The following is a 25,217-nucleotide window of genomic DNA, read 5'->3' on the forward strand; positions in this document are numbered from 1 at the left end:
TCAATAAGGGCGTAAAAAAAGCGCCCGCAGGCGCTTTTAAAAGAAGGAGTGAGAAGTTTAGCCGATATATTCGAGGCCGCGCATATACGGGCGCAGCACTTCCGGGATCTCGATACGGCCATCAGCCTGCTGATAGTTTTCCATCAGCGCCACCAGCGTACGACCTACTGCCAGGCCAGAACCATTCAGGGTATGAACGAGACGGGTCTTCTTATCGGACTTGCTGCGGCAGCGAGCCTGCATACGACGCGCCTGGAAATCCCAGACGTTGGAGCAGGAGGAGATCTCACGATAAGTGTTTTGCGCCGGAACCCATACTTCGAGGTCATAGGTTTTGCAGGCGCTGAAGCCCATATCGCCGGTGCACAGCGCGACCTTACGGTACGGCAGGCCCAGCAGCTGCAGCACTTTCTCGGCGTGACCGGTCATCTCTTCCAGCGCGGCCATAGAGTCTTCCGGGCGGACGATCTGCACCATTTCAACTTTATCGAACTGGTGCATACGGATCAGACCGCGGGTGTCGCGGCCATAGGAACCGGCTTCAGAGCGGAAGCACGGCGTATGGGCGGTCATTTTGATCGGCAGATCGTCTTCGTCGATGATTTCATCGCGCACCAGGTTGGTCAGCGGCACTTCCGCCGTCGGGATCAGCGCGTAGTTGCTGCTGTCAGCCTCTTCTTCCAGCGGACGGGTATGGAACAGGTCGCCGGCGAATTTCGGCAGCTGGCCAGTGCCATACAGGGTGTCCTGGTTTACCAGGTACGGGACATAGTTTTCGCTGTAGCCATGCTGTTCGGTGTGCAGATCCAGCATGAACTGCGCCAGGGCGCGGTGCAGACGGGCCAGCTGCCCTTTCATCACCACGAAGCGCGAGCCGGTGAGCTTAACGGCGGCGGCAAAATCCAGCCCCCCGTGCATTTCACCCAGCGTCACATGATCGCGCACCTCAAAATCGAACTGACGCGGCGTACCCCAGCGGCTAACTTCAACGTTGTCGTTTTCATCGCGACCAACCGGCACATCATCATGAGGAATATTCGGGATCGCCAGCGCGATATCGCGAATTTCCGCCAGCAGCGTTTCCAGCTCGGATTTTGCAGCATCCAGTTGTTCGCCAAGCTTGTTAACTTCCAGGCGTAATGGCTCGATGTCTTCCCCGCGCGCTTTCGCCTGGCCAATGGATTTCGATCGGGAGTTACGCTCCGCCTGCAGGTTTTCCGTTTGCACCTGCAGAACTTTACGACGCTCTTCAAGCGCGCGAAGTTTATCTACATCCAGCTTAAAGCCCCGGCGTGCCAGTTTTTCTGCGACTGCGTCTGGCTCGGTACGCAGCAGATTGGGATCGAGCATGCTTATCCTGTGCTTATCGAATTAAAAAAGAAAAGTGGCCGCAGACTACGACCACGGAAATAGTGTAATAACCTTACCGCAACGCCTCAATTAGCGGTAGCGTTTTATCGGGCTATTTTGATCCTGTTCAGCGAGCCAGGCGAGCTTTTCGCCAATTTTGCCCTCAAGCCCCCGGTTTGTCGGGTGATAATAGCGCGTTTGCGCCATTTCCTGCGGGAAGTACTGCTCGCCGGCGGCGTAGGCGTTGGGTTCGTCATGAGCGTAACGATACTCCTGGCCGTAGCCCATCTCTTTCATCAGCTTCGTCGGCGCATTGCGCAGATGAACCGGAACGTCGTAGTCAGGACGATCCCGCGCGTCGGCCAGCGCCGCTTTGAAGGCGGTGTACACCGCGTTGCTCTTCGGCGCGCAGGCCAGATAGACGATGGCCTGGGCAATCGCCCGTTCGCCTTCCGCCGGCCCGACGCGGGTAAAGCAATCCCACGCCGAAATAGCGACCTGCATCGCCCGCGGGTCGGCGTTGCCGACATCTTCCGAGGCAATCGCCAGACAGCGGCGGGCAACGTACAGCGGATCGCCGCCGGCGGTGATGATCCGCGCGTACCAGTAAAGTGCCGCATCCGGCGCGCTTCCGCGCACCGACTTATGCAGAGCAGAAATCAAATCGTAGAACCGGTCGCCTTTATTATCAAAGCGCGCGCTACGCTCGCCGGCGATCTCGGTCAGCAGTTCCGCCTTCAGCACCCGCTTGCCCGAGTCATCGCTTTCGGCCATATCGGCCATCATTTCCAGGGTATTCAGCGCTCGCCGCGCGTCGCCGTTCACTAGCTCGGCAATGGCCCTGCGGGTCTCATCCGGCAAAATGATATCCTGGCCGCCGTAGCCGCGGGTTTTATCGTTCATCGCCTGGTCAAGCACCCGCTCGATATCGTCGGTGGTGAGCGATTTCAGTAAGTAGACGCGAGCGCGGGAGAGCAGCGCCGAGTTAAGCTCAAAGGAGGGGTTTTCGGTGGTCGCGCCAATAAAAGTAATGGTGCCGTCTTCAATATGCGGCAGAAAGGCATCCTGCTGGCTTTTATTAAAGCGATGCACTTCGTCAACAAACAGGATGGTCCGCCGGCCGGCGTTGCGATTTTGCCGCGCGCGCTCAATAGCCTCGCGAATCTCTTTCACCCCGGAGGTTACCGCTGAGATCCGTTCGACATCGGCGCTGGCGTAGCGGGCAATCACTTCCGCCAGAGTGGTCTTGCCGGTACCCGGCGGCCCCCAGAGGATCATCGAATGCAGGTGCCCGGCCTCAATGGCCCGCGGCAGGGGTTTACCCGGCGCCAGCAGGTGCTGCTGGCCAATATACTGCGCTAAATTTTCTGGCCGCATGCGAGCGGCCAGAGGTTGAAACGCGTTGTCGGAAAAATCGAGCGACAGATTGCTCACTTTCGCCTCTACTTACGTTGATCGTCCACCGTCACCCCTTTCGGCGGCGTAAAGGTGAACTTAGCTGCGTCGACGGCGCCGTTCTGCTGCGATTTCAGCTGATAGCTGCTGCGCTGATCATCCTGCTCGACGGCGCTGAACTGATGGATAGTGCCGTCCCGACCGACGTTGATCGTGAACTGCTTGAGGTTGCCGCTGCCGCTTTTTGGCGTCAGCACAAAATCATCGCCATTTTGCTTGATATTATATTGCTGCCAGTCGCTGGACTGGTTGCGGGCAATCAGCATAAACGGCGTGTTGCTGGTAGCGTCTTTCAGCCAGGTCGCCGTGGCCTGCTCGACGAACGGGTTATAGAACCACAGCGTTTTACCATCCGAAACGAGGACGCTCTCATCCGGCTGGGTCATATGCCAGTTAAACAGGTTCGGGCGTTTCACCCACAGGTCTCCCTGCCCGTCCTGCACGGCGTTACCGCTGCCGTCGGTGACTTTTTGCGTGAAGCTGGCATGGAAGCTGCTCACTTTATCAAGACGGCTTTTTAAGTCGCTGGCCGCATCTGCCCAGACCTGGCTGACGACCATACCAGACAGTAATGCACAGGTGATTGCGAGTTTTTTCATTGTTCTTCCTTAATGTGCGTCACTCCCGACGCGGGAGCCTCTTCTGCCCCTACTGTAGGACCGCCGGCGGCGGCGGGACAGAAGAATTGGCTGATTTTGCGCTTATTTACCCAACTTTGCACTCATTCAAAGGGCGGCGGCGCCAGCACTTCGCGGTTACCGTTATGGCCCTGCTCGCTGACGATACCCTGCGCTTCCATCTGTTCGATAATACGCGCGGCACGGTTATAGCCGATGCGGAACTGACGCTGAACCCCGGAAATCGACGCTTTGCGCTTCTCGGTCACAAAGTTGACTGCCTGATCGAACAACGGATCCAGCTCTTCCCCGCCGTCGAAGCCGCCACCGCCGCCTTCGCTTTCGCTGTCGGAGGTAATGCCATCCACATATTGCGGGCGACCGCGGGCTTTCCAGTCCTGAACCACGGCGTGGACTTCCTGGTCGCGCACAAACGCCCCGTGGACACGCACCGGCGTGGTAGAGTTCGGCCCGGAGTAAAGCATATCCCCCATACCCAGCAGCGATTCCGCGCCGCCCTGATCGAGAATGGTACGTGAGTCAATTTTACTCGACACGGTAAAGGCGATGCGCGTCGGGATGTTGGCCTTAATCAGGCCGGTAATAACATCTACCGACGGACGCTGTGTCGCCAGCACCAGGTGGATCCCCGCCGCGCGCGCTTTCTGCGCCAGGCGAGCGATCAGCTCTTCCACCTTTTTGCCGACGGTCATCATCAGATCGGCGAATTCATCCACCAGCACCACGATGTACGGCAGTTTTTCCAGCACCGGATGTACGGCGTCCATGCTGTCGCCAGGCTTCCAGTACGGATCCGGGATCGGACGTCCCATGCGCGCGGCTTCGGCGATCTTCTCGTTGTAGCCCGCGAGGTTACGCACGCCCAGCGCCGACATCAGCTTGTAGCGGCGCTCCATCTCATTGACGCTCCAGCGCAGCGCATTGGCGGCGTCTTTCATGTCGGTGACTACTTCCGTCAGCAGGTGCGGAATTCCTTCGTAGACCGACAGCTCGAGCATTTTCGGGTCGATCATAATGAAACGCACATCTTCCGGCTGCGCCTTGTAGAGCATGCTGAGGATCATGGCGTTGACGCCAACAGACTTACCGGAACCGGTGGTACCGGCCACCAGCAGATGCGGCATTTTCGCCAGATCGGCTACTACCGGATCGCCAGCGATGTCTTTACCCAACACCACGGTGAGCGGAGATGGGTTATCACGGAACTTGGCGTTGTCGAGCACTTCACGCAGGTAGACGGTCTGGCGTTTTTTATTCGGCAGCTCAAGCCCGACATACGGTTTGCCCGGGATCACCTCCACCACGCGCACGGCGACCGTTGACAGCGATCGCGCCAGGTCCCGTGACAGGTTAGAGATCCGTGCGGCCTTAACGCCAGGCGCCAGATTCAGTTCGAAGCGGGTGATCACCGGCCCCGGTGAGTAGTTCACCACATCCGCTTTAATGCGGAAATCGGCGAGTCGCGCTTCCACCAGGCGTGCCATCTGCTCGAGAGCAAAGGTATCCACCGGCTCGACTTCACTCGGCGGCGGGGTAAGCAGATCCAGCGACGGCAGTGGCGTGGTCGGCTTTTGCAGCGGTCGACTATCGCCATTGCGCATCAGCAGCGGGTGGATCAGGCTCTCCTGCGGCGCAGGGGCGGCAGGCTGATGCCCCTGAGGGGCAACCGGTTGTTGCGGCTGCACGGGCTGCGACGCAGTCGGATAGGACTGCGGCTGCGGCGGCACAGGCTGATGGTGTATCGGCTGATGCTGCGCAGGTTGATAACCCTGCTGCGGAGCGGCCGCCGGTTGTTGATAGCGCTGGGCCGGCTGCTGCGGCTGGACTTCCGGCGTCGGCGTAAACAGCGGTTCGCTCGGGCCGTCATTGACCAACGTTTTCATCGGCGAGAATTCATAATCTGCCGGCGAGAACGGGTTGGCGCCCGGCGGCTGCTCGGTAGCGTACCGCTGCTGCTGGGTAGCGGCAAACTGACGCGCCAGCTCCGCTTCCGCGGCGGCGTCGGCCTCATCGTCATCAGTCGCGTTATCGTCTTCCCAGCGATGACCGTAGCGCTGCTGCTGGGTGGCGGCGAACTGGCGAGCCAGTTCATCCTGCTCCATAGCATCCGCTTCCTCATCCGAGAGCAGCTCATCATCATAATGCGGATCGCGCTCCGCCTGCCGCGCGCGCTGTTCCGCCTCCCGCTGCGACGGTAGCTTGATGCCGTAGGAGGCCAGTTCCCGACGCGTAGGAACACGCACGCGATTGGGCCGCGGTAGTTTTGGACCGATGCCCTCTTTCACCTGAACCCGTGGGCCGCTGGACGCCGGGCTGAACAATGGCGTAGCCGCAGCGGATGCGGCAGTGGACGAGGTTGCTGCCGCCGCGCCGCCGCTGGCGGCGGTAGCCTGATGCACCCCAGCCGCTACCGCAGAGACTACGGTTGTCTCCACTGGCGGTTTGGACGCAGTGGTCGGCGGCGTCAGCGGTTTAGTGGCAATCGGACTTTCCGGCTCAGGAATTGGCTGATACCAGGAGGCCAACAGCTCGCGTTCGCGCGCCCGCTTCTCTTCCACTTCCTCGAAATAATAGAGCGGCGGACGTTTCACTTCCTCCTGCACGACCTCGGGCTCTGGCTCCGGTGGGGGAACTGGCGCGCTTTGCGGCTGATACGCCGCTGGCTCCGGCTGATACGGCTGCGGCGCGGGCTGGCCGGCATTCGGATCGTAAGCCGGCTGCTGATAGGTCTGCGGCGCGAGCTGACCGGCATTCGGATCGTAAGCCGGCTGCTGATAGGTCTGAGGCGCAGGCTGACCGGCATAGGGATCGTAAGCCGGCTGCTGATACGGCGCTGGCTCCGGCTGATAGGCCTGCGGCGCAGGTTGACCGGCATGCGGATCGTAAGCCGGCTGCTGATACGGCGCTGGCTCAGGCTGATAGGCCTGCGGCGCAGGTTGACCGGCATACGGATCGTAAGCCGGCTGCTGATACGGCGCTGGCTCAGGCTGATAGGCCTGCGGCGCAGGTTGACCGGCACGCGGATCGTAAACCGGCTGTTGATACGGCGCTGGCTCAGGCTGATAGGCCTGCGGCGCAGGTTGACCGGCACGCGGATCGTAAACCGGCTGTTGATACGGCGCTGGCTCAGGCTGATACGCCTGCGGTGCGGTTTGCCCCGCTGGCGGCTGATAAGCAGCCTGCTGGAACGGAGCGGGTTCAGGCTGATAGGCCTGCTGCGGCGGATAGCTGGCTTCCGGCTGATAAGCTGGCGCAGCGCCGTGATGGCCCACCGGTGATTCTGCCCACGCCTGCGGCGCGGCAGTAGCCGCCGCCGCTGCGCTTACCGGCTCAGCGATACTGTGGCCATTCAACAACGGATCGTAAGGGTCGAAATCGCCCGGGCGCACGGCGCTGGCGCCGGAGAACAGCACATCATCCTCTGCGGGACGCGCGGCGCTGGCGCCGGAAAACAGTACATCGTCGGCGGCAACAGGCGCCCCGCTGGCGCTGTATTGCACCACCTCTTCGCCGTCATCCATCCGTTTGCCGGAGAAAAGCGCAGCGTCGGTTTTACGCCCCATAGGGTTGGTAAACTTCTCGGCCAGACGCTTACGCCGCGCCAGCGCGCTGCGTAAGATACGGGCGCGACGCGATTCCTGCGGCCTGGCCGCCTCTTCGTCGTCGTACTCTTCCTCGTCGTCTTCGTATTCGCCTTCATCGACCCAGGTATCATCCCGACGGGTACGGTTGCTGGCAAAGGTGAGAACGGACAGGATGCCGCCGCCCAGCTTTTCCGCAATGCTGACCCACGACCAGCCGGTGAACAGCGTCAGCCCGGCCGCCCAGATACACAACAGGGCGATGGTGCCGCCGCTGCTGTGCAGCAGGGGTTGCAGCGTGGTGCTCAGCAGGCTGCCGATCACCCCGCCGGAGGCGAAGTACCAGATATCATCGGCGTTAATCGCCGCCAGACCACAGGAGGTCAGGATCAGGGCTAACGCACCGATGAGGCGAAGGGAAACGGCAAAATAATCAATGTATTCGTCGTTTTCCTGATGCCGCCAGGCAAACCAGCATCCGCCGATGATGATCACCGGGATGGTGTAGGCCATGACGCCAAAAATGAAAAAGAGGGTATCGGCAAGCCACGCACCGGGGGCGCCGCCTAAATTATGAATAGGCTCATGCCATGCCGTTTGCGACCAGCTGGGGTCCGAGGGGTTAAAGCTCAGTAGTGCCGCCATCAGCCAGATGGCGAAGAGGGAGCAAAGGATGAGCATCGCCTCAAGGAGTCGGCGCCCGCTGCTGAGTTTGGTTAGTTTGACTTCTTTGTCTTCGGTGTATTCCTGGCTCAAGAAAGGCTCTCCAGGTATCAGGCTGTTTCCTGCCTGCTGCTAAAACGGACAACAGCGCCGGGTCTCCCCGGCACTGTTGCTGTATGGATTAACAGGAGTGTAATCAAACTACGTCGAGTTTGCACCTGTTCCGTGTTAGCGCGTCTTAATAACCAGACGATTACTTTGCTTGACTTCTTCCATTACCACGTAGGTACGGGTGTCGTTAACGCCCGGCAGGCGCAGCAAGGTCTCGCCCAGTAATTTACGATACGCTGACATATCCGGTACACGGGTTTTCAACAGATAGTCGAAATCACCGGAAACCAGATGACACTCTTGAATTTCTTCAAGTTTTTGTACTGCGGCGTTAAATTGCTCAAACACATCCGGTGCGCCACGATTCAGAGTAATCTCAACAAATACCAGAAGTGATGCATCCAGATAATGCGGGTTGAGCAGCGCCGTATAGCCCTGAATAAAACCCTGTCTTTCAAGACGACGCACACGCTCAAGGCAAGGCGTCGGAGAAAGTCCCACCCGTTTAGAAAGCTCGACGTTAGAAATTCGCCCATCTTTTTGCAATTCATTCAGGATGTTACGATCAATGCGGTCGAGATCTTTGCCAGGGCGCTTCTTGCTATCTACCATTATTATTGTCTCTCTGTATTCCTTCCCTACTCCTGTTCCGGCTCTGAGCCTTCACTGCCAGAGCCCATCCTGTTATCACCCGTACGACATTGGGTAACCCAGGGGTACGTGAGAAGCCCGTTGCCTGACGGCAGTCACCGACATCACGCATGGCGTCTGTCCACACCATGCGTAGATTTCGTTAACCCGGATAAAAATGGCATTTGCGTGCATGAAAATTCGCCGCACGCTAAATACTGCTTTTCTTCTTCCTTGAATGTTTTCGCAAAAGCACAGGTGATTGTCAAAGCAAAACATCGATTTTTAGTACAAGATGCCAGATATTCATCATCCGCCCTGGTTGATTCTCATTTTTTCGTCTTATAATTGTCCCGCCGACAGTAGAAATAGTTATATTCCTTGCCGGGAAAATCACCAATTCATTGGCAGCTTCTATTGCACACATCGTTAACAAAATCGCTGTGCTCTTTTTTTACGACAACAAATTCCCTACAATCCCAGCCCAATGTATGCCAATTATTATGGGGATCTCATGGGCACAGCCAAACACAGTAAACTGCTTATCCTTGGTTCTGGACCTGCGGGATACACCGCGGCGGTCTATGCCGCACGCGCCAACCTGCAGCCGGTGCTGATCACCGGGATGGAAAAAGGCGGTCAGCTGACCACCACGACGGAAGTGGAAAACTGGCCAGGCGATCCGAACGATCTCACCGGTCCGCTGCTGATGGAGCGCATGCACGAGCATGCCGCAAAATTTGAAACCGAGATCATTTTCGACCATATCAGCCGCGTCGATTTGCAAAACCGCCCGTTCCGTCTGACAGGCGACAGCGGCGAGTACACCTGTGACGCGCTGATCATCGCCACCGGCGCTTCCGCCCGTTACCTGGGCCTGCCTTCCGAAGAAGCCTTCAAAGGCCGCGGCGTTTCCGCGTGCGCTACCTGCGACGGATTCTTCTATCGCAACCAGAAAGTGGCGGTGATCGGCGGCGGCAACACCGCAGTGGAAGAGGCTCTGTATCTGTCGAATATCGCCTCTGAGGTACACCTGATCCACCGTCGCGATTCCTTCCGTGCGGAAAAAATCCTCATCAAACGCCTGATGGATAAAGTGGCAAGCGGCAACATCGTGCTGCATACCGATCGTACCCTCGAAGAGGTGACCGGCGACCAGATGGGCGTCAGCGGCCTGCGCCTGCGCGATACCAAAAACAGCGACAATGTCGAGTCCCTGGAAGTGGCTGGTTTATTTGTCGCCATCGGCCACAGCCCGAACACCGCCATCTTTGAGGGCCAGCTGGAGCTGGAGAACGGCTACATCAAAGTGCAGTCCGGTATCCACGGCAATGCGACCCAGACCAGCATCCCGGGCGTGTTCGCCGCCGGCGATGTCATGGACCATATCTATCGTCAGGCCATCACTTCTGCGGGCACCGGCTGCATGGCGGCGCTGGACGCGGAGCGTTACCTCGACGGTTTGGCTGACGCTTGCAAATAATCTTTACAAGTCAGTAACAAAGGTAAAGAAGGCGACGAAAAGTCGCCTTTATTTTTGCTGCGATGTAACATTGCCGTGCCCAATACTCCGATAACGACACCTGCAAAGCGCGCAATGAATAAAACCCGTCAACAAGAGTTAACCCGCTGGTTAAAACAGCAAAGCATTATCTCCCGTCGCTGGTTGATGATTTCCCGCCTGCTTGGCGTGGCGAGCGGTCTGCTGATCGTGGCGCAGGCCTGGTTCCTGGCGCGGATCCTGCACCGGATGGTGATGGAGAATATTCCAGCGACCGCCCTGCTGCTGCCGCTCACGCTGCTGGTGCTGATCTTTGTACTACGCGCCTGGGTGGTCTGGCTGCGTGAGCGGGTCGGCTTTCAGGCCGGGCAGCATATTCGCTATGAAATTCGCCGCCAGGTTCTTGACCGCCTCCAGCAGGCAGGCCCGGCGTGGATCCAGGGCAAACCGGCCGGCAGCTGGGCAACGCTTATTCTTGAGCAAATCGACGACATGCACGACTATTATGCCCGCTACCTGCCCCAGATGACGCTGGCGGCCTGCGTACCGCTGCTGATCGTTATTACTATTTTTCCGATTAACTGGGCCGCCGCGCTAATCCTTCTCGGCACCGCCCCGCTGATCCCGCTTTTCATGGCGCTGGTCGGGATGGGCGCCGCCGACGCCAACCGGCGTAACTTCCAGGCGCTGGCCCGCCTCAGCGGCCACTTCCTCGACCGCCTGCGCGGCATGGAAACCCTGCGTATTTTTCATCGCGGTCAGGCAGAAACCGATAATATTCGCGACGCCTCGCAGGATTTTCGCCAACGCACCATGGAAGTCCTGCGTCTGGCCTTCCTCTCCTCCGGGGTTCTGGAGTTTTTCACCTCCCTCTCCATTGCGCTGGTAGCGGTGTATTTTGGCTTTTCTTACCTTGGCGAGCTGAACTTCGGCCACTATGGCGCGGGCGTCACGCTGATGGCGGGATTCCTGACGCTGATCCTCGCCCCGGAATTTTTCCAGCCGTTACGTGACCTGGGTACCTTCTACCATGCCAAAGCTCAGGCCGTGGGCGCCGCAGACAGCCTGAAAACGTTTATGGAAACGCCGCTGACCCAGGTAGAGCGTGGCGAGAAAACGTTAAATGACAACGATCTGATTAGCGTGGAAGCGCGCGACCTGGTGATCAAATCTCCGGAAGGTAAAGTTCTGGCGGGGCCGCTTAATTTTGCGCTGCCCGCCGGCGCTCGCGTGGTGCTGGTCGGCCAGAGCGGATCCGGGAAAAGCTCTTTGCTGAATACACTGCTCGGCTTTCTGCCCTATGAGGGGTCGCTGATGGTCAACGGCGTAGAGCTGCGCGAGCTGGACGCTGAGCGCTGGCGCCGCCTGCTGAGCTGGGTAGGACAGAATCCGCAGTTGCCTGCCGCCACGCTGCGGGAAAACGTGCTGCTGGCGTGGCCCGAAGCTAGCGAAGCACAGCTTAGGCTGGCGCTGGACAAGGCCTGGGTCAGCGAGTTTATCGCCCTGCTGCCGCAGGGGATCCATACCGCCGTAGGCGATCAGGCGGGGCGTCTGTCGGTAGGCCAGGCGCAGCGTATCGCGGTCGCCCGCGCGCTGTTGGTGCCGTGCCGCCTGCTGCTGCTGGATGAACCTGCCGCCAGCCTTGACGCCCATAGCGAACAGCGAGTCATGCAGGCCCTGACCCACGCCTCCAGTGAGCAAACCACGCTGCTGGTCACCCATCAGCTTGAGGGGCTGGCCGACTGGGACGACGTCTGGGTGATGCAGGACGGACAGATTATCGAACAAGGCGACTACGCCACGCTGGCCCGTGCTGGTGGGGTCTTCTCGGCGCTGCTGGCCCATCGTCAGGAGGAGATTTAAATGCGCGCACTTTTACCCTATCTGGCGCTCTATAAACGCCATAAATGGATGCTGCTGCTTGGCGTCGTGCTGGCCATTGTGACCCTGCTGGCCAGCATCGGCCTGCTGACACTCTCCGGCTGGTTCCTCTCCGCCTCAGCGGTGGTGGGCGTCGCCGGGATCTACAGTTTTAACTATATGCTGCCTGCCGCGGGCGTTCGCGGCGCGGCAATTATCCGTACCGCCGGGCGCTACTTTGAGCGCCTGGTCAGCCACGACGCTACCTTTCGCGTGCTGCAGCACCTGCGCGTTTTCACCTTCAGCAAACTGCTCCCCCTCTCTCCGGCGGGGCTGGCGCGCTTTCGCCAGGGTGAGCTGCTCAACCGGGTGGTAGCCGACGTTGACACCCTGGATCATCTCTACCTGCGGGTCATTTCGCCGCTGGTCGGCGCGCTGGTGGTGATTGTGGTCGTCACCTGCGGATTAAGTCTGCTCGACGTCACCCTCGCGCTGACGCTCGGCGGTATCATGCTGGCGACCCTGCTGGTTATGCCGCCGCTGTTCTATCGCGCAGGTAAGCCAGCCGGCGAAAGTATGACGCAGCTGCGCGGCCAGTATCGCCAACAGCTCACCGCCTGGCTGCAGGGTCAGGCGGAGCTGATGGTATTTAACGCCAGCGACCGCTACCGCGCACAAATGGAAAAGACCGAGCTCAGCTGGCAGGATGCACAGCGGCGCCAGGCCGAGCTGACCGCGCTTTCGCAGGCGGTAATGCTGTTAATCGGTGGCATCGCCGTGGTGGCCATGCTCTGGCTGGCCTCAGACGGCGTCGGCGGCAATAGTCAGCCCGGGGCGCTGATCGCGCTATTCGTATTCTGCGCGCTGGCGGCTTTTGAAGCCCTGGCGCCAGTCACTGGCGCTTTCCAGCATTTAGGCCAGGTGATGGCCTCCGCGCGGCGGATCTCGCAGATTACCGACCAGCAGCCGGAGGTCACCTTTGTCGAAGATGAAGCCAGTCCGCCAGCGCAGGTGGCCCTAACGCTTCGGGAGGTCACCTTCCGCTATCCTCAGCAGCCCTCCCCTGCCCTGGAGAATATTTCCCTGCAGATTGCCGCCGGAGAGCACATCGCCATTCTTGGCCGGACCGGCTGCGGAAAATCGACGCTGTTGCAGTTGCTTACCCGCGCCTGGGACCCGTCACAGGGAGAGATTCTGCTCAACAATCAGCCGCTCTCCGGCCTCAGCGAAGCCACTCTGCGGCAGGCAATGAGCGTAGTGCCGCAGCGCGTGCACCTGTTCAGCGCCACCCTGCGCGACAACCTGCTGCTGGCGGCGCCTGAAGCGGATGACGCTCATCTCAGCGCTACCCTTGAGAAGGTGGGCCTCGAAAAACTGCTGCAAGATGGTGGTCTTAACGGCTGGCTGGGCGAAGGCGGGCGTCAGCTCTCCGGCGGCGAACTGCGCCGACTGGCCATTGCCCGCGCGCTGCTCCACGATGCGCCGCTGATGCTGCTCGATGAACCGACAGAAGGTCTGGATGCGGCCACCGAAAGCCAGATCCTGCATCTGTTGGCAGATGTCATGCGCGACAAAACCGTGCTGATGGTGACCCATCGCCTGCGGGGCCTGGCGGGTTTTAATCAGATAATAGTCATGGACAACGGCCAGATAATTGAGCAAGGTAGTCACGCGGAGCTGCTCGCTAAACAGGGCCGGTACTTCCAGTTTAAACAGCGTCTGTAGGCTATTCTATTATCTAATTTTTGCTGATGCGTATTGAGGTTAAAATGCGTCTGGTTCAGCTCTCCCGGCACTCTATCGCCTTCCCCTCTCCGGAAGGCGCCTTGCGAGAACCTAATGGCCTGCTGGCGCTCGGCGGCGATCTGAGCCCCGCGCGGCTGCTGATGGCCTATCAGCGTGGTATTTTTCCCTGGTTTTCCCCTGGCGACCCGATCCTCTGGTGGTCGCCCGACCCCCGGGCGGTACTTTGGCCAGAGCAATTCCATCTCAGCCGCAGCATGAAGCGCTTTCATCAGCGTTCGCCCTACCGGGTCACGCTCAACCACGCCTTTGGCGAAGTGATTGAGGGCTGCGCCAGCGATCGTGACGAAGGCACCTGGATAACCAGCAGTATCGTTCGCGCCTATCACCAGCTGCATGAGCTGGGTCATGCCCACTCCATTGAAGTCTGGCAGGAGAATACCCTGGTGGGAGGAATGTACGGCGTAGCGCAGGGAGCGCTGTTTTGCGGCGAATCGATGTTTAGCCGGGCGGAAAATGCCTCCAAAACCGCGCTGCTGGTATTTTGCCAGGACTTTGCGCACAGCGGCGGTAAATTAATTGACTGTCAGGTACTGAACAACCATACCGCGTCATTAGGCGCAGTGGATATTCCCCGCCGCGATTATCTGGACTATCTGTCGGTATTACGCGGCTACCGACTGCCCGAGCGATTTTGGGTGCCGCGGGTGCTATTTCCTGGCGGATAATAAAATGTTTTCAGCACATTTTGCGTCAGGATGGTATAATTGCGCGGTAGAGTAGCTTCTGCCTGTTGCCCCGCCGCCGTTTGGGAATAATAAGAGTCAGATAACGCCCATCGTTCTGTCACTCCCCTTTACGTTTGCGCCTGTCACGCGGCATGGCCGTGTGTGTCCCGGGCAATGCGCCAAAACTACTTCGGCGATTCATACCCGTCATATTTCCGTAGCCGCTGCGCTGACTATGCGCCTTGCGGCAAGGTGAATGATTCAGGGTAGATACGTAAAACTTTACTTACATGATGAACTTCGGCATTATCTTGCCGGTTCAAAACTACGGTAGTGATACCCCAGAGGACTAGATGGCCAAAGAAGACAATATTGAAATGCAGGGCACCGTACTTGAAACGTTGCCTAACACTATGTTCCGCGTAGAACTGGAAAACGGTCACGTGGTAACCGCGCATATCTCCGGTAAAATGCGTAAAAACTACATCCGCATTCTGACGGGCGACAAAGTGACTGTTGAGCTGACCCCGTACGACCTGAGCAAAGGCCGCATTGTCTTCCGTAGTCGCTGATTGTTTTCGCCCCTAAGGCGTCAGATGCTGAAGGCCGGGATAATTCCCGGTCTTTTCATTTCTGCCGTCAGCAAAAAAAAACCGGCCCCTGGCCGGTTTTTTTACATTGAAGATATCGCCTTAGTGGGCCGCTTCCGGTTTGTGCTTCGGCGCGCTCTGGAAGTCGTAAGTCAGCGTATTTTTGTCGCTGTCCAGAGAGACAGTGACCTGACCACCGTCGACCAGCGAGCCAAACAGCAGCTCGTTCGCCAGCGGTTTTTTCAGGTTGTCCTGAATGACGCGTCCCATTGGACGTGCCCCCATCGCCCGATCGTAGCCTTTCGTCGCCAGCCAGTCGCGCGCTTCCTGACTCACTTCCAGGGAGACGCCTTTCTGGTCCAGCTGGACCTGCAGCTCGACGATAAACTTGTCGACAACCTGATGGATCACCGTGGTAGACAAATGATCGAACCAGATGATGTTGTCGAGGCGGTTACGGAACTCCGGCGTAAAGATCTTTTTGATCTCATCCATCGCATCCGGACTGTTGTCCTGCTGAATAAGGCCAATCGATTTACGCTCGGTTTCCCGCACCCCGGCGTTGGTGGTCATCACCAGCACCACGTTGCGGAAGTCCGCTTTACGGCCGTTATTATCGGTCAGCGTCCCGTTATCCATCACCTGCAGCAGCAGGTTGAACACGTCCGGATGCGCTTTTTCGATCTCATCAAGCAGCAATACCGCGTGCGGATGTTTAATCACCGCATCGGTCAGCAGCCCGCCCTGATCGAAGCCGACGTAGCCTGGAGGCGCCCCGATCAAACGGCTGACGGTATGACGTTCCATATATTCGGACATGTCAAAGCGCAGCAGCTCAATACCCAACGCCTTCGCCAGCTGGACGGTCACTTCGGTTTTCCCGACCCCGGTCGGCCCGGCGAACAGGAACGATCCCACCGGCTTGTGCTCATGGCCCAGCCCGGCGCGCGCCATTTTAATAGCCTCGGTCAGCGCCTCGATGGCTTTATCCTGTCCAAAGACCAGCATTTTCAGACGGTCGCCCAGGTTTTTCAGCGTGTCGCGATCGCTGCGGGAGACGCTCTTCTCAGGGATCCGCGCAATGCGCGCCACCACTGATTCGATATCCGCCACGTTAACCGTTTTCTTACGCTTGCTGACCGGCATTAAGCGCGCCCGCGCGCCCGCTTCGTCAATGACGTCAATCGCCTTATCCGGCAGATGACGATCGTTAATGTATTTCACCGCCAGTTCTACCGCCGCACGCACCGCTTTGGCGGTATAACGCACATCATGGTGCGCTTCGTACTTCGGCTTCAGGCCGTTGATAATCTGGACCGTCTCTTCCACCGACGGTTCGGTAATATCGATCTTCTGGAAACGGCGGGCCAGCGCACGATCTTTTTCAAAGATGTTGCTGAACTCCTGGTAAGTGGTGGAGCCGATCACCCGGATCTTGCCGCTGGAAAGCAGCGGTTTGATCAGGTTAGCAGCATCGACCTGGCCGCCAGACGCCGCCCCCGCACCGATAATGGTGTGGATTTCATCAATAAACAGGATGCTGTTGGTATCCTGCTCCAGCTGTTTGAGCAACGCTTTGAAGCGTTTTTCAAAATCGCCACGATATTTGGTCCCTGCCAGCAAAGAGCCAATGTCGAGCGAGTAGATAGTGCAGTCGGCCATCACTTCCGGCACATCGCCCTGCACAATACGCCAGGCAAGGCCTTCGGCGATCGCGGTTTTACCGACGCCGGATTCCCCCACCAGCAGCGGGTTATTTTTCCGCCGACGGCACAGGACCTGAATCGCGCGCTCCAGCTCTTTTTCACGGCCGATCAGGGGATCAATGCCGCCGACGCGAGCAAGCTGATTGAGGTTGGTGGTGAAGTTTTCCATACGTTCCTCCCCGCCGGCTTGCTCTTCATTGCCAGGCTGGCTTCCGCTGTTATCGGAAGACTGGCTCGGCTCGTCTTTGCGTGTACCATGAGAAATGAAGTTCACCACATCAAGACGGCTCACTTCATGTTTACGCAGCAGGTAGGCGGCCTGCGACTCCTGCTCGCTGAAAATCGCCACCAGCACGTTGGCGCCGGTCACTTCGCTGCGGCCAGAAGATTGTACGTGGAAGACGGCGCGCTGCAGCACACGCTGGAAGCTTAGCGTCGGCTGGGTGTCGCGCTCTTCTTCCGTGGCTGGCAGAACGGGTGTGGTTTGTTCGATGAAGGCTTCAAGTTCCTGACGCAATGCCACCAGGTCCACTGAACACGCTTCCAGGGCCTCACGGGCCGAGGGGTTGCTTAGCAGAGCCAGCAGCAAGTGCTCGACGGTCATAAACTCATGACGGTGCTCGCGCGCTCTGGCGAAAGCCATATTTAAACTGAGTTCCAGTTCTTGATTGAGCATAGGCACCTCCCCCAATTTTCATGCCTGTATTCAGGCTTTTTCCAGCGTACACAGCAATGGATGCTCGTTCTCCCTCGCGTACTGATTCACCATAGCGACTTTGGTCTCCGCCACTTCCGCGGTAAACACGCCACAAATCGCCTTACCTTCATAGTGAACCGTGAGCATCAGTTGCGTTGCACGTTCAACATCATAAGAAAAGAATTTTTGTAACACGTCAATAACAAACTCCATCGGAGTGTAGTCATCATTGACCAATATCACTTTATACATAGATGGCGGTTTAATCGCATCACGAACTTCGTCGTCAACCAGGTGCTCGAAGTCCAGCCAATCTCTCTTACTCATCGTCAGTGTTCATCATCGGTTGCTGTTGCCAACAGGCGGAGGCCTGTCGATGACCAGAGGTTATGCTCATCACAAATCTACAATAGATCATAGATAACTATCATCTATCGCTTCTATCCGCGACGGCTGTCACATTCCCCGGCAATAGCGTTAACTGCTTCAAATTTTGACGCATTTTTCGCCGTTCCCCCTCCTCAATCGCTTGACGCGTTTTCGTATTTCTCTAAATTGTAGTGGCGAGAGTTGGCGAGCAATTGAACAACTCGTCACTCCACCACCGGTTCATTCCATCTTACTAATAAAGATTTACGAAGGATGTCGAAGTATGGAAATGGGTACTGTTAAGTGGTTCAACAATGCCAAAGGGTTCGGTTTTATCTGCCCTGAGGGCGGCGGCGAAGACATTTTCGCCCATTACTCCACCATCCAGATGGATGGTTACAGAACGCTAAAAGCCGGACAAGCCGTTCGGTTTGATGTTCACCAGGGGCCAAAAGGCAATCACGCCAGCGTGATCGTCCCTGTGGAAGCGGAAACGGCTGCATAACTCTTTTGCTTCATTGTGTACATCCTGCTAATAAAATGCCAGTCCTTCTGACTGGCATTTTTATTTCTCGCCCCGCCTATTCTCGCGCCAGGGCATCCACCGGATCGAGCCGCGCCGCGTTGCGCGCAGGCAGCCAACCAAACAGCACCCCGGTCAGCGTCGAACAGAGAAACGCCGTCAGCAGCGCCAGCGGAGAAAAACCAATCTCCCAGCCGGGGAGAAACAGCTGTAAAATAAAGGCGATCATCAGCGACAATGCTACGCCCAGCGCGCCACCGACCAGGCAAACCAGCACCGCTTCAATGAGAAACTGCTGCAGCACATCGCTGGCCCGGGCGCCAACCGCCATGCGGATGCCGATCTCCCGGGTTCGTTCGGTCACCGACACCAGCATAATATTCATTACGCCAATCCCGCCGACCACCAGGGCAATCACCGCCACCAATGTCAGGAACAGCTGTAAGGTATGTGTGGTCCTTTCGGCGGTTTTCAAGACGCTGTCCATATTCCAGGTGAATACATCTTTTTTACCATGCCGCAGCTCCAGCAGACGCAGCAGCTGTTTCTCTGCGGTTTCACTGTCGTAGCCTTCATGAACGCGCACAGTGATGGAGTTCAGCCACGACTGGCCCATTACTCTTCCCGCCATGGTGGTGTAGGGCAACCAGACGCGGAGAATTTTGCTGCTGCCGAACATCGACTGTTTTTCATCCGCAACGCCAATCACCGTGGCCGGCATATTGCCCACCAGAATCACCTCTCCCACCACTTTCGCTTTATTGGGAAACAGCTGCCGACGGGTATTGCTGTCGAGCACTACCACCTGTGCCCGACTGTTGAGCTGCAGTTCATTGAAGGTATTGCCTTCGCTAAAGGTCATGCCGTAGACATTAAAATACTGTGGACCGACCCCCTCCGCACTGGCGGCAACGTCAATATTGTTGGCGCGCAGGCGCAGGCTTTTTGAAACCGCCGGCGTGGCGGAGCGCACCCACGGCTGCTTCTGGATCGCCAGCAAATCGTCATACTTCAGCGCCTGCTGATAGCGCGGGTCGTCGTCGCCAAAATCCTTACCAGGATACACATCAATGGTATTGGTGCCGATGGCGCGAATATCCGCCAGCACCATCTGCTTGGCGGCATCCCCCACCACCACGATCGACACCACCGAGGCAATACCGATAATAATGCCGAGCATGGTCAGCAGGGTACGCATTTTATTCGCCGCCATCGCTCGCCAGGCCATCACCAGCGCTTCGCGAAAGCCGCTGGTAAACTGACGCCACGCCGAAGGCTCCGCCTGCGGACGGGCGCGCAGTCCGCCGCCCTGGCGGCTGGCGGGCGGGTTGCGGACGATCTCGCCATCGCGGATCTCGACGATCCGCTCCGCCTGAGCGGCGACCTGCGGATCGTGGGTCACAATGATGACCGTGTGCCCCTGCGCTTTTAGCTGGTGCAGGATCGCCATTACCTCTTCGCCGGAATGGCTGTCCAGCGCGCCGGTCGGTTCATCAGCGAGGATCACCTCCCCGCCATTCATCAGGGCGCGGGCGATACTGACCCGCTGCTGCTGACCGCCAGACAACTGTGACGGTTGATAGTCGGCGCGCTCGCCCAGCCCCAGCCGCACCAGCAGCTCATGAGCGCGCGCCAGGCGCGCGCGCCGTTCACTGCCGGCATACACCGCCGGCACTTCGACATTCTGCGCGGCGGTCAGATGGGACAGCAGATGGTAGCGTTGAAAGATAAAGCCAAAGTGTTCCCGCCGCAGACGGGCCAGCGCATCGCCATCCAGCTGCGCGATATCGGTTCCCGCCACCCGATAGGTGCCGCTGGTGGGTTTGTCGAGGCAGCCAAGGATATTCATCAGCGTCGATTTTCCCGAGCCGGAGGCCCCGACGATCGCCACCATCTCACCCGCATGGATGCTGAGGGTGATCCCCTTCAGGACCTCAACGCTGCCGTCGCCGGAAGGATAGCTGCGACGTATATCTCGCAGCTCAAGCAGCGCCGTCATTTTGCCGCCCCGCTCGCGCTCTCGCCGACGATCACTTCGTCGCCCTCTTCCAGACCTTGCACCACTGCGACGTCGGTATCATTGCGGGCGCCAATGATAACCTCACGCTCTTTGACCTCACCGGTGCGCAACAGTCGAACGTGGTAGCGGTTATCGCCTACCGCGTCGCCCAGGGCGCTCAGCGGGATAGTAATCACGTTCTTCACCTCAGCCAGCTGAATGTGCACCTGCGCGGTCATGTCGAGGCGCAGGATCCCCTGCGGGTTCGGTACCTCGAAGCGGGCATAATAGAAGATGGCGTCATTCACTTTTTCCGGCGTCGGCAGAATGTCTTTCAGTTTACCTTCATAACGGGTAAGCGGGTCGCCCAGCACGGTAAACCACGCTTTTTGCCCCGGTCTGAGGTGGATGACATCCGCTTCAGAGACCTGCGCTTTAACCAGCATGGTGCTGAGATCCGCCAGCGTCAGAATGTTAGGCGCCTGCTGGGCGGCGATCACTGTCTGTCCCTGCAGGGTGGTAATTTGCGTCACTTCGCCGGCCATCGGCGCCAGGATCCGCGTGTAATCGAGGTTGGTCTTCGCCGTATCGAGCGTCGCCTGGTTACGCTTTATTTGCGCTTCAATAGTGCCGATCTGCGCCTGTTTCACCGCCAAATCGGTGGCCGCGGTATCAAGGTCCTGCCGCGAGACCAGCTGGCGCTGCGCCAGCTGCTGCTGACGGGCCAGAGTCACTTGCGCCAGTTTGCTCTCCGCGCGCGCCTGATTGAGCTGGGCGCGCAGCTCCATGAGCGTCGCTTCCACCTCTTTAATCTGGTTTTGCGCCTGCTCCGGATCGATAACCCCCAGCAACTGATCCTTTTTAACCTTATCGCCAATATTGACGTGCAGCGTTTTCAGCTGTCCGCTGACCTGGGCGCCGACGTCAACTTTTCGCAGGGCATCCAGTTTGCCGGTGGCCAGCACGCTCTGCTGGAGATCCCCTTTGCGAACTACCAGCGTCTGGTAGTTCGGCAGCGGCGCATTGAGGATCCGCCATCCCCAGATAGCCAGCCCCAGCACAACGATCGCCAACAGCCACCAGACGGTCCTGCGTTTTCCCTTCACTTTCATATTCCGATTCCTGCTGTTTCCCTGCCGCTCCAGGCGGTGATTCTATCGAAACCCGTTGGCAACAGGACACCCATTTTTCTCGTCAATGAGGTTTTGTTTAGCTGCCGGAGAGCTTTGTGCCGCCGTAAATGACGACGGCGGTGAGATTAATCGGCACGACCGCGGGCTAGCCACAGCACCCGTGAGAACATTTTCTTCAGCAGCGTCGGCACAGCGTCCACGCCACGGCGGCCGGCCTCCATCGCCACCTCAATCGCCAGGTCCGGCTTGGATGAGCGATGGATGGCTTTGGTGATCACCCGCCGCATATTCATCGGGACATTATCCGGGATCTGCGCCACCCGATGATAAACGTCATCAAATCCCTGACGATACATAAAGTGTTCCATATCCAGCGCCGGCAGACTGGTCAGATGGTCGCGCTCCAGCTCGCGATCGTTATTAAGCAGACCTCGTACCGTCGCGGCATATTTTTTCCCCGCCTCATCGCCGTCCACCAGCACGTGCCACTGGATCCCCATCCGGCGGGCAAACTTGATCAATGGCTTCAGGCCGGACTGGGCGAATTCGATCACCTTAACCCCTTCAGCATCAAAATGATGACCGCACTGCCGGGCCAGTTCGTTGATAACCCAGGTTTCCGTCTCTCCCTCCACCAGCAGCCAGCAGCGGGCGAAGAGCGATGAGGCGCGATTGAAGCGGATGTGAAAAGCAATGCGCCGGCTCTCTTCGGCATTCATTCCGCCCGGCCCCAACCGCCACGCCGATACCCGCGTCGACTCACGCACCAGCCGGCAGACCTGCTCTACCGGCGTCAGGGACAGCAGCTCTCCGGAGTTGGTGGTGGTCACACGCTGCAGCGGCAACAAATTCAGCAGGTGCCAGGCGACGGAAAGCATGATCGGATGCAGACGGGTCTCGGGATCTTCAATCAACAGCAGCGGTCGCGCGTCGCGATCGAGGCGCACCGTCCCTTTCGCCTGCAGGAGGGTGGCAAACAGCCCCAGCAGGATCACCCGATGGCTGCGCCCGCCGGGCTTGTCGATCATCCGGTTGATAATATCCAGATAACGCCAACTGCGCTGTTCATCATGGGAGCGCCGCCGCATCAGGCGATGCCGCGTCTGAGCGCTGCTTTGCTCGGCAAAGTAATGCTCAAGCAGTTGCACCATGGCCGATAGCCCCTGACGGATCTGACCGTCCGATAAATTTTGCGGATGGCTGACCAGTTCGCGGGAGAGAAAATCCAGCTGACGGGCGGTGATCTCTATCTGCGGCGAGTGCGGTACCGTCCCGTTATGGATGCGGCGCATAAAGCGCGCATCGCGCAGGCGCAGCACCGGCATCAAACGCACCAGGTGTCGGGCCAGCTCATCAATCTCCTCCAGCACCAACGCTTCGCCTTCACCATCGATAAAGCTCCGCAGGGTCATCACGCTGTCATCTTCGGCGAGCTCGCCCTCCAGGCGATAGAACACCCGGTGATACCCGTCATCGCAAGGCACCCAGCAGCGCTGAAGCGGACGGAAACGCCGGACCCGATGGCGGCCTGGCTCCGTTTCGCGTAAGGTCAGGATAATATGCAAATGGTGTTCGCGCCCCTGGATGTCGCCCGGGGGAAACCAGAAATCATCGCGAATAAAGTGATAAAGATCGAACTCCGGCGACAAAAGCAGGGTCAGCGCATCAAGCAGACTGGACTTCCCCCACGCGTTCTCCCCGATCAGGACGTTATTTTGCTCCAGCATCAACGACAAACGATTGATACCGCGAAAACCGACGATTTCTACGCGCTCAAGAAGCATATCCCCTCCGCTACACCACCACTCTCCTTCAGTAATCAACAGTATAGCGAGGGCGGAGGCAAGATGACACTCTGCTTAATCGCATCCGTGGCTCATATTCAGCGGATTAAATATATTCATAAAATTACTCACTTATCGCCTATTACCGGCCGTTGATTATTCATCAAACAAAATAGTTTTATTTCAGGCGTTATGATCTACACTATTGATAATCTTCCATGGATAAAGGAAAGGCTAAACTGGCAAAAGGAATCCACTCACCTTGCCCTAAATCAAATAATATCAATATATTTAACTGGCTCCGGGATGGCGATTATCTCTAGAATAACGCCGCTTTATTTTTATCGTCATCCCTTATCACGATAAATAAAGACCGGCACGGTCCGCTCGTGCGCGTAAACAATTTAATTGAGGTGGTTATGTTCAGAAAATTAGCAGCCGAATGCTTCGGCACCTTCTGGCTTGTATTTGGCGGCTGCGGTAGCGCCGTGCTCGCCGCGGCTTTCCCCGAGCTGGGTATTGGTTTTGCCGGCGTCGCGCTGGCATTTGGCTTAACGGTATTAACCATGGCGTTTGCGGTCGGCCATATTTCCGGGGGGCATTTCAACCCGGCGGTCACCTTAGGCCTGTGGGCCGGCGGCCGTTTTCCGGCAAAAGAGGTCATTGGCTATATTATCGCTCAGGTGGTCGGCGGAATTATTGCCGCGGCGGTGCTGTACGTGGTTGCCAGCGGTAAAGCCGGCTTTGATGCCGCCGCCAGCGGCTTTGCCTCCAACGGCTATGGCGAACACTCCCCGGGCGGCTTCTCCATGCTGTCGGCTATCGTCATTGAAATTGTCCTGACCTGCGGCTTCCTGCTGGTTATTCATGGCGCGACCGATAAACATGCGCCGGCGGGCTTTGCCCCCATCGCCATCGGCCTGGCGCTGACCCTCATCCATTTGATCAGCATTCCAGTCACCAATACCTCGGTCAACCCGGCGCGCAGCACCGCGGTGGCAATTTTCCAGGGCGGCTGGGCGCTGCAGCAGCTGTGGCTGTTCTGGGTCATGCCAATCGTCGGTGGGATCCTCGGCGGCGTGCTGTATCGCACCCTGCTGGAAAAACGCGATTAACGCTTTTCAAAGCCCGGGTCTCCGGGCTTTTTCTTTCTGGCGACAGCTTTACTCGGCCCGGTGATTTGGGTAGTGTCATGGGCGCTATTCTCATCATGCAAGGGCTGCATCGTTCATGTTTTCGGGACTCTTTATTATTCTGTTGCCGCTGGTCGTCGGCTATTTACTGCCTCTTCGTCACTCCTCCGCGCTAAAGCTGATAAACCGCATGCTCAGCTGGATTGTCTATGTAATCCTTTTTTTTATGGGTATCAGCCTGGCGTTCCTCGACAATCTGGCCAGCAACCTGCTGGCAATATTGCATTACGCCGCGGTGAGCGTGGTTATCATTTTACTGTGTAATATCGCCGCACTGCTGTGGCTGGAAAGTAAAATGCCATGGCGCAGTCAGCATCGTCAGGAGAAATTACCCTCGCGCCTGGCCATGGCCCTGGAATCGCTGCAGCTGTGCGGTGTGGTCGTGCTCGGTTTTCTGCTCGGTCTGACCAGACTGCCTTTTTTACAGCACGCGACAGAAGCCAGCGAATATACGTTGATTTTTCTCCTGTTCCTCGTTGGTATCCAATTACGCAATAATGGAATGAGTCTGCGACAAATAGTCCTTAACCGCCGGGGAATGATCGTCGCCGTGGTGGTTACGGCCAGTTCATTACTCGGCGGGATACTTAACGCCTTTATTCTCGGTCTGCCGTTAAAGACCGGTCTGGCAATGGCCAGCGGTTTCGGCTGGTATTCGCTCTCCGGTATTTTACTCACCGAATCCTTTGGCCCGGTCATCGGTAGCGCGGCGTTCTTTAACGATCTCTGTCGCGAGCTGCTGGCCATCATGTTAATTCCGGGCCTTATTCGCCGCAGCCGCTCCACGGCGCTGGGGCTGTGCGGCGCCACCTCGATGGACTTCACCTTACCGGTACTGCAGCGTTCCGGCGGCGTCGAAATCGTCCCTGCCGCCATCGTGCACGGTTTTCTGCTTAGTTTGCTGGTCCCGATCCTGATCGCCTTTTTTACCGCCTGAGCACCCGCTGGCGGCAGCCCTCCTGC

General features: G+C 58.1%; 18 protein-coding genes. 8 read left to right on the top strand and 10 right to left on the bottom strand.

The genetic code is table 11. The features are described from left to right. Positions 1–57: 57 nt before the first annotated feature. The 5 genes from serS to lrp form a co-directional block, all read right to left on the bottom strand. Positions 58–1,350 carry a serine--tRNA ligase gene (gene serS / locus KB892_RS16760; protein ID WP_002898139.1) on the bottom strand — a complete coding sequence of 431 codons (1,293 nt, stop codon included), beginning with the start codon at positions 1,348–1,350 and terminating at the stop codon, positions 58–60. Between the two features lie 90 nt (positions 1,351–1,440). Next, on the bottom strand, positions 1,441–2,784 hold the full coding sequence (gene rarA, locus KB892_RS16765) for a replication-associated recombination protein RarA (RefSeq protein ID WP_002898137.1): 1,344 nt from the start codon (positions 2,782–2,784) through the stop codon (positions 1,441–1,443). An 8-nt stretch (positions 2,785–2,792) separates the two neighbouring features. Continuing rightward, positions 2,793–3,404, bottom strand: a complete 612-nt coding sequence (gene lolA / locus KB892_RS16770; RefSeq protein WP_002898132.1) for an outer membrane lipoprotein periplasmic chaperone LolA — start codon at positions 3,402–3,404, stop codon at positions 2,793–2,795. Between the two features lie 122 nt (positions 3,405–3,526). Continuing rightward, positions 3,527–7,780 (bottom strand): DNA translocase FtsK, encoded by a 4,254-nt coding sequence (gene ftsK / locus KB892_RS16775; protein WP_004150846.1) that lies wholly within the window; start codon positions 7,778–7,780, stop codon positions 3,527–3,529. Positions 7,781–7,915: 135 nt separating this feature from the next. Beyond that, positions 7,916–8,410 (bottom strand): leucine-responsive transcriptional regulator Lrp, encoded by a 495-nt coding sequence (gene lrp, locus KB892_RS16780; protein ID WP_000228469.1) that lies wholly within the window; start codon positions 8,408–8,410, stop codon positions 7,916–7,918. Between the two features lie 532 nt (positions 8,411–8,942). Here lrp and trxB point away from each other — a divergent pair. From trxB to infA, 5 genes are all read left to right on the top strand, one after another. Then, a complete protein-coding gene (gene trxB / locus KB892_RS16785; protein WP_002898019.1) occupies positions 8,943–9,911 on the top strand; it encodes a thioredoxin-disulfide reductase in 969 nt (322 codons plus the stop codon). A gap of 114 nt (positions 9,912–10,025) precedes the next feature. Then, a complete protein-coding gene (cydD, locus tag KB892_RS16790) occupies positions 10,026–11,792 on the top strand; it encodes a heme ABC transporter permease/ATP-binding protein CydD (RefSeq protein WP_002898017.1) in 1,767 nt (588 codons plus the stop codon). Further along, positions 11,793–13,514 (top strand): heme ABC transporter ATP-binding protein/permease CydC, encoded by a 1,722-nt coding sequence (gene cydC, locus KB892_RS16795; protein ID WP_004150847.1) that lies wholly within the window; start codon positions 11,793–11,795, stop codon positions 13,512–13,514. 44 nt (positions 13,515–13,558) lie between these two features. After that, entirely contained in the window at positions 13,559–14,260 is a 702-nt protein-coding gene (gene aat, locus KB892_RS16800) for a leucyl/phenylalanyl-tRNA--protein transferase (RefSeq protein WP_002898014.1), read from the top strand. A gap of 353 nt (positions 14,261–14,613) precedes the next feature. After that, the gene (gene infA, locus KB892_RS16805) at positions 14,614–14,832 is read left to right on the top strand and encodes a translation initiation factor IF-1 (RefSeq protein ID WP_001040187.1); all 219 of its coding nucleotides are present in this window, start codon (positions 14,614–14,616) and stop codon (positions 14,830–14,832) included. 120 nt (positions 14,833–14,952) lie between these two features. On the opposite strand, the gene clpA is transcribed toward infA, so the two are convergent. After that, positions 14,953–17,232, bottom strand: coding sequence for an ATP-dependent Clp protease ATP-binding subunit ClpA (gene clpA / locus KB892_RS16810; protein ID WP_002896522.1), 2,280 nt, complete (start codon positions 17,230–17,232; stop codon positions 14,953–14,955). 30 nt (positions 17,233–17,262) lie between these two features. Beyond that, positions 17,263–17,580, bottom strand: a complete 318-nt coding sequence (gene clpS, locus KB892_RS16815; RefSeq protein WP_002896520.1) for an ATP-dependent Clp protease adapter ClpS — start codon at positions 17,578–17,580, stop codon at positions 17,263–17,265. Positions 17,581–17,905: 325 nt separating this feature from the next. On the opposite strand from clpS, the gene cspD reads away from it, so the two are divergent. Next, a complete protein-coding gene (cspD, locus tag KB892_RS16820; protein ID WP_002896516.1) occupies positions 17,906–18,127 on the top strand; it encodes a cold shock-like protein CspD in 222 nt (73 codons plus the stop codon). A 76-nt stretch (positions 18,128–18,203) separates the two neighbouring features. Here the strand turns inward: cspD and macB are convergent, their stop codons facing one another. The 3 genes from macB to KB892_RS16835 form a co-directional block, all read right to left on the bottom strand. Continuing rightward, positions 18,204–20,144, bottom strand: coding sequence for a macrolide ABC transporter ATP-binding protein/permease MacB (gene macB / locus KB892_RS16825; RefSeq protein WP_004150848.1), 1,941 nt, complete (start codon positions 20,142–20,144; stop codon positions 18,204–18,206). Further along, positions 20,141–21,256, bottom strand: coding sequence for a macrolide transporter subunit MacA (gene macA / locus KB892_RS16830; protein WP_002896440.1), 1,116 nt, complete (start codon positions 21,254–21,256; stop codon positions 20,141–20,143). Before macA ends, macB begins: the two co-directional genes overlap by 4 nt. A gap of 146 nt (positions 21,257–21,402) precedes the next feature. After that, positions 21,403–23,061, bottom strand: coding sequence for an ATP-dependent endonuclease (locus tag KB892_RS16835; protein WP_002896437.1), 1,659 nt, complete (start codon positions 23,059–23,061; stop codon positions 21,403–21,405). Between the two features lie 419 nt (positions 23,062–23,480). Between KB892_RS16835 and aqpZ the strand changes: the two genes are divergently transcribed. Both aqpZ and KB892_RS16845 read left to right on the top strand, forming a co-directional pair. Beyond that, positions 23,481–24,176 carry an aquaporin Z gene (gene aqpZ, locus KB892_RS16840; protein WP_002896434.1) on the top strand — a complete coding sequence of 232 codons (696 nt, stop codon included), beginning with the start codon at positions 23,481–23,483 and terminating at the stop codon, positions 24,174–24,176. Between the two features lie 115 nt (positions 24,177–24,291). Then, a complete protein-coding gene (locus KB892_RS16845; protein ID WP_004147773.1) occupies positions 24,292–25,191 on the top strand; it encodes a LysO family transporter in 900 nt (299 codons plus the stop codon). The last annotated feature ends 26 nt before the right edge of the window (positions 25,192–25,217 follow it).

The sequence above is a fragment of the Klebsiella sp. P1927 genome (assembly GCF_018204675.1).
In the GTDB taxonomy this organism is placed as follows: Bacteria; Pseudomonadota; Gammaproteobacteria; order Enterobacterales; family Enterobacteriaceae; genus Klebsiella; species Klebsiella pneumoniae.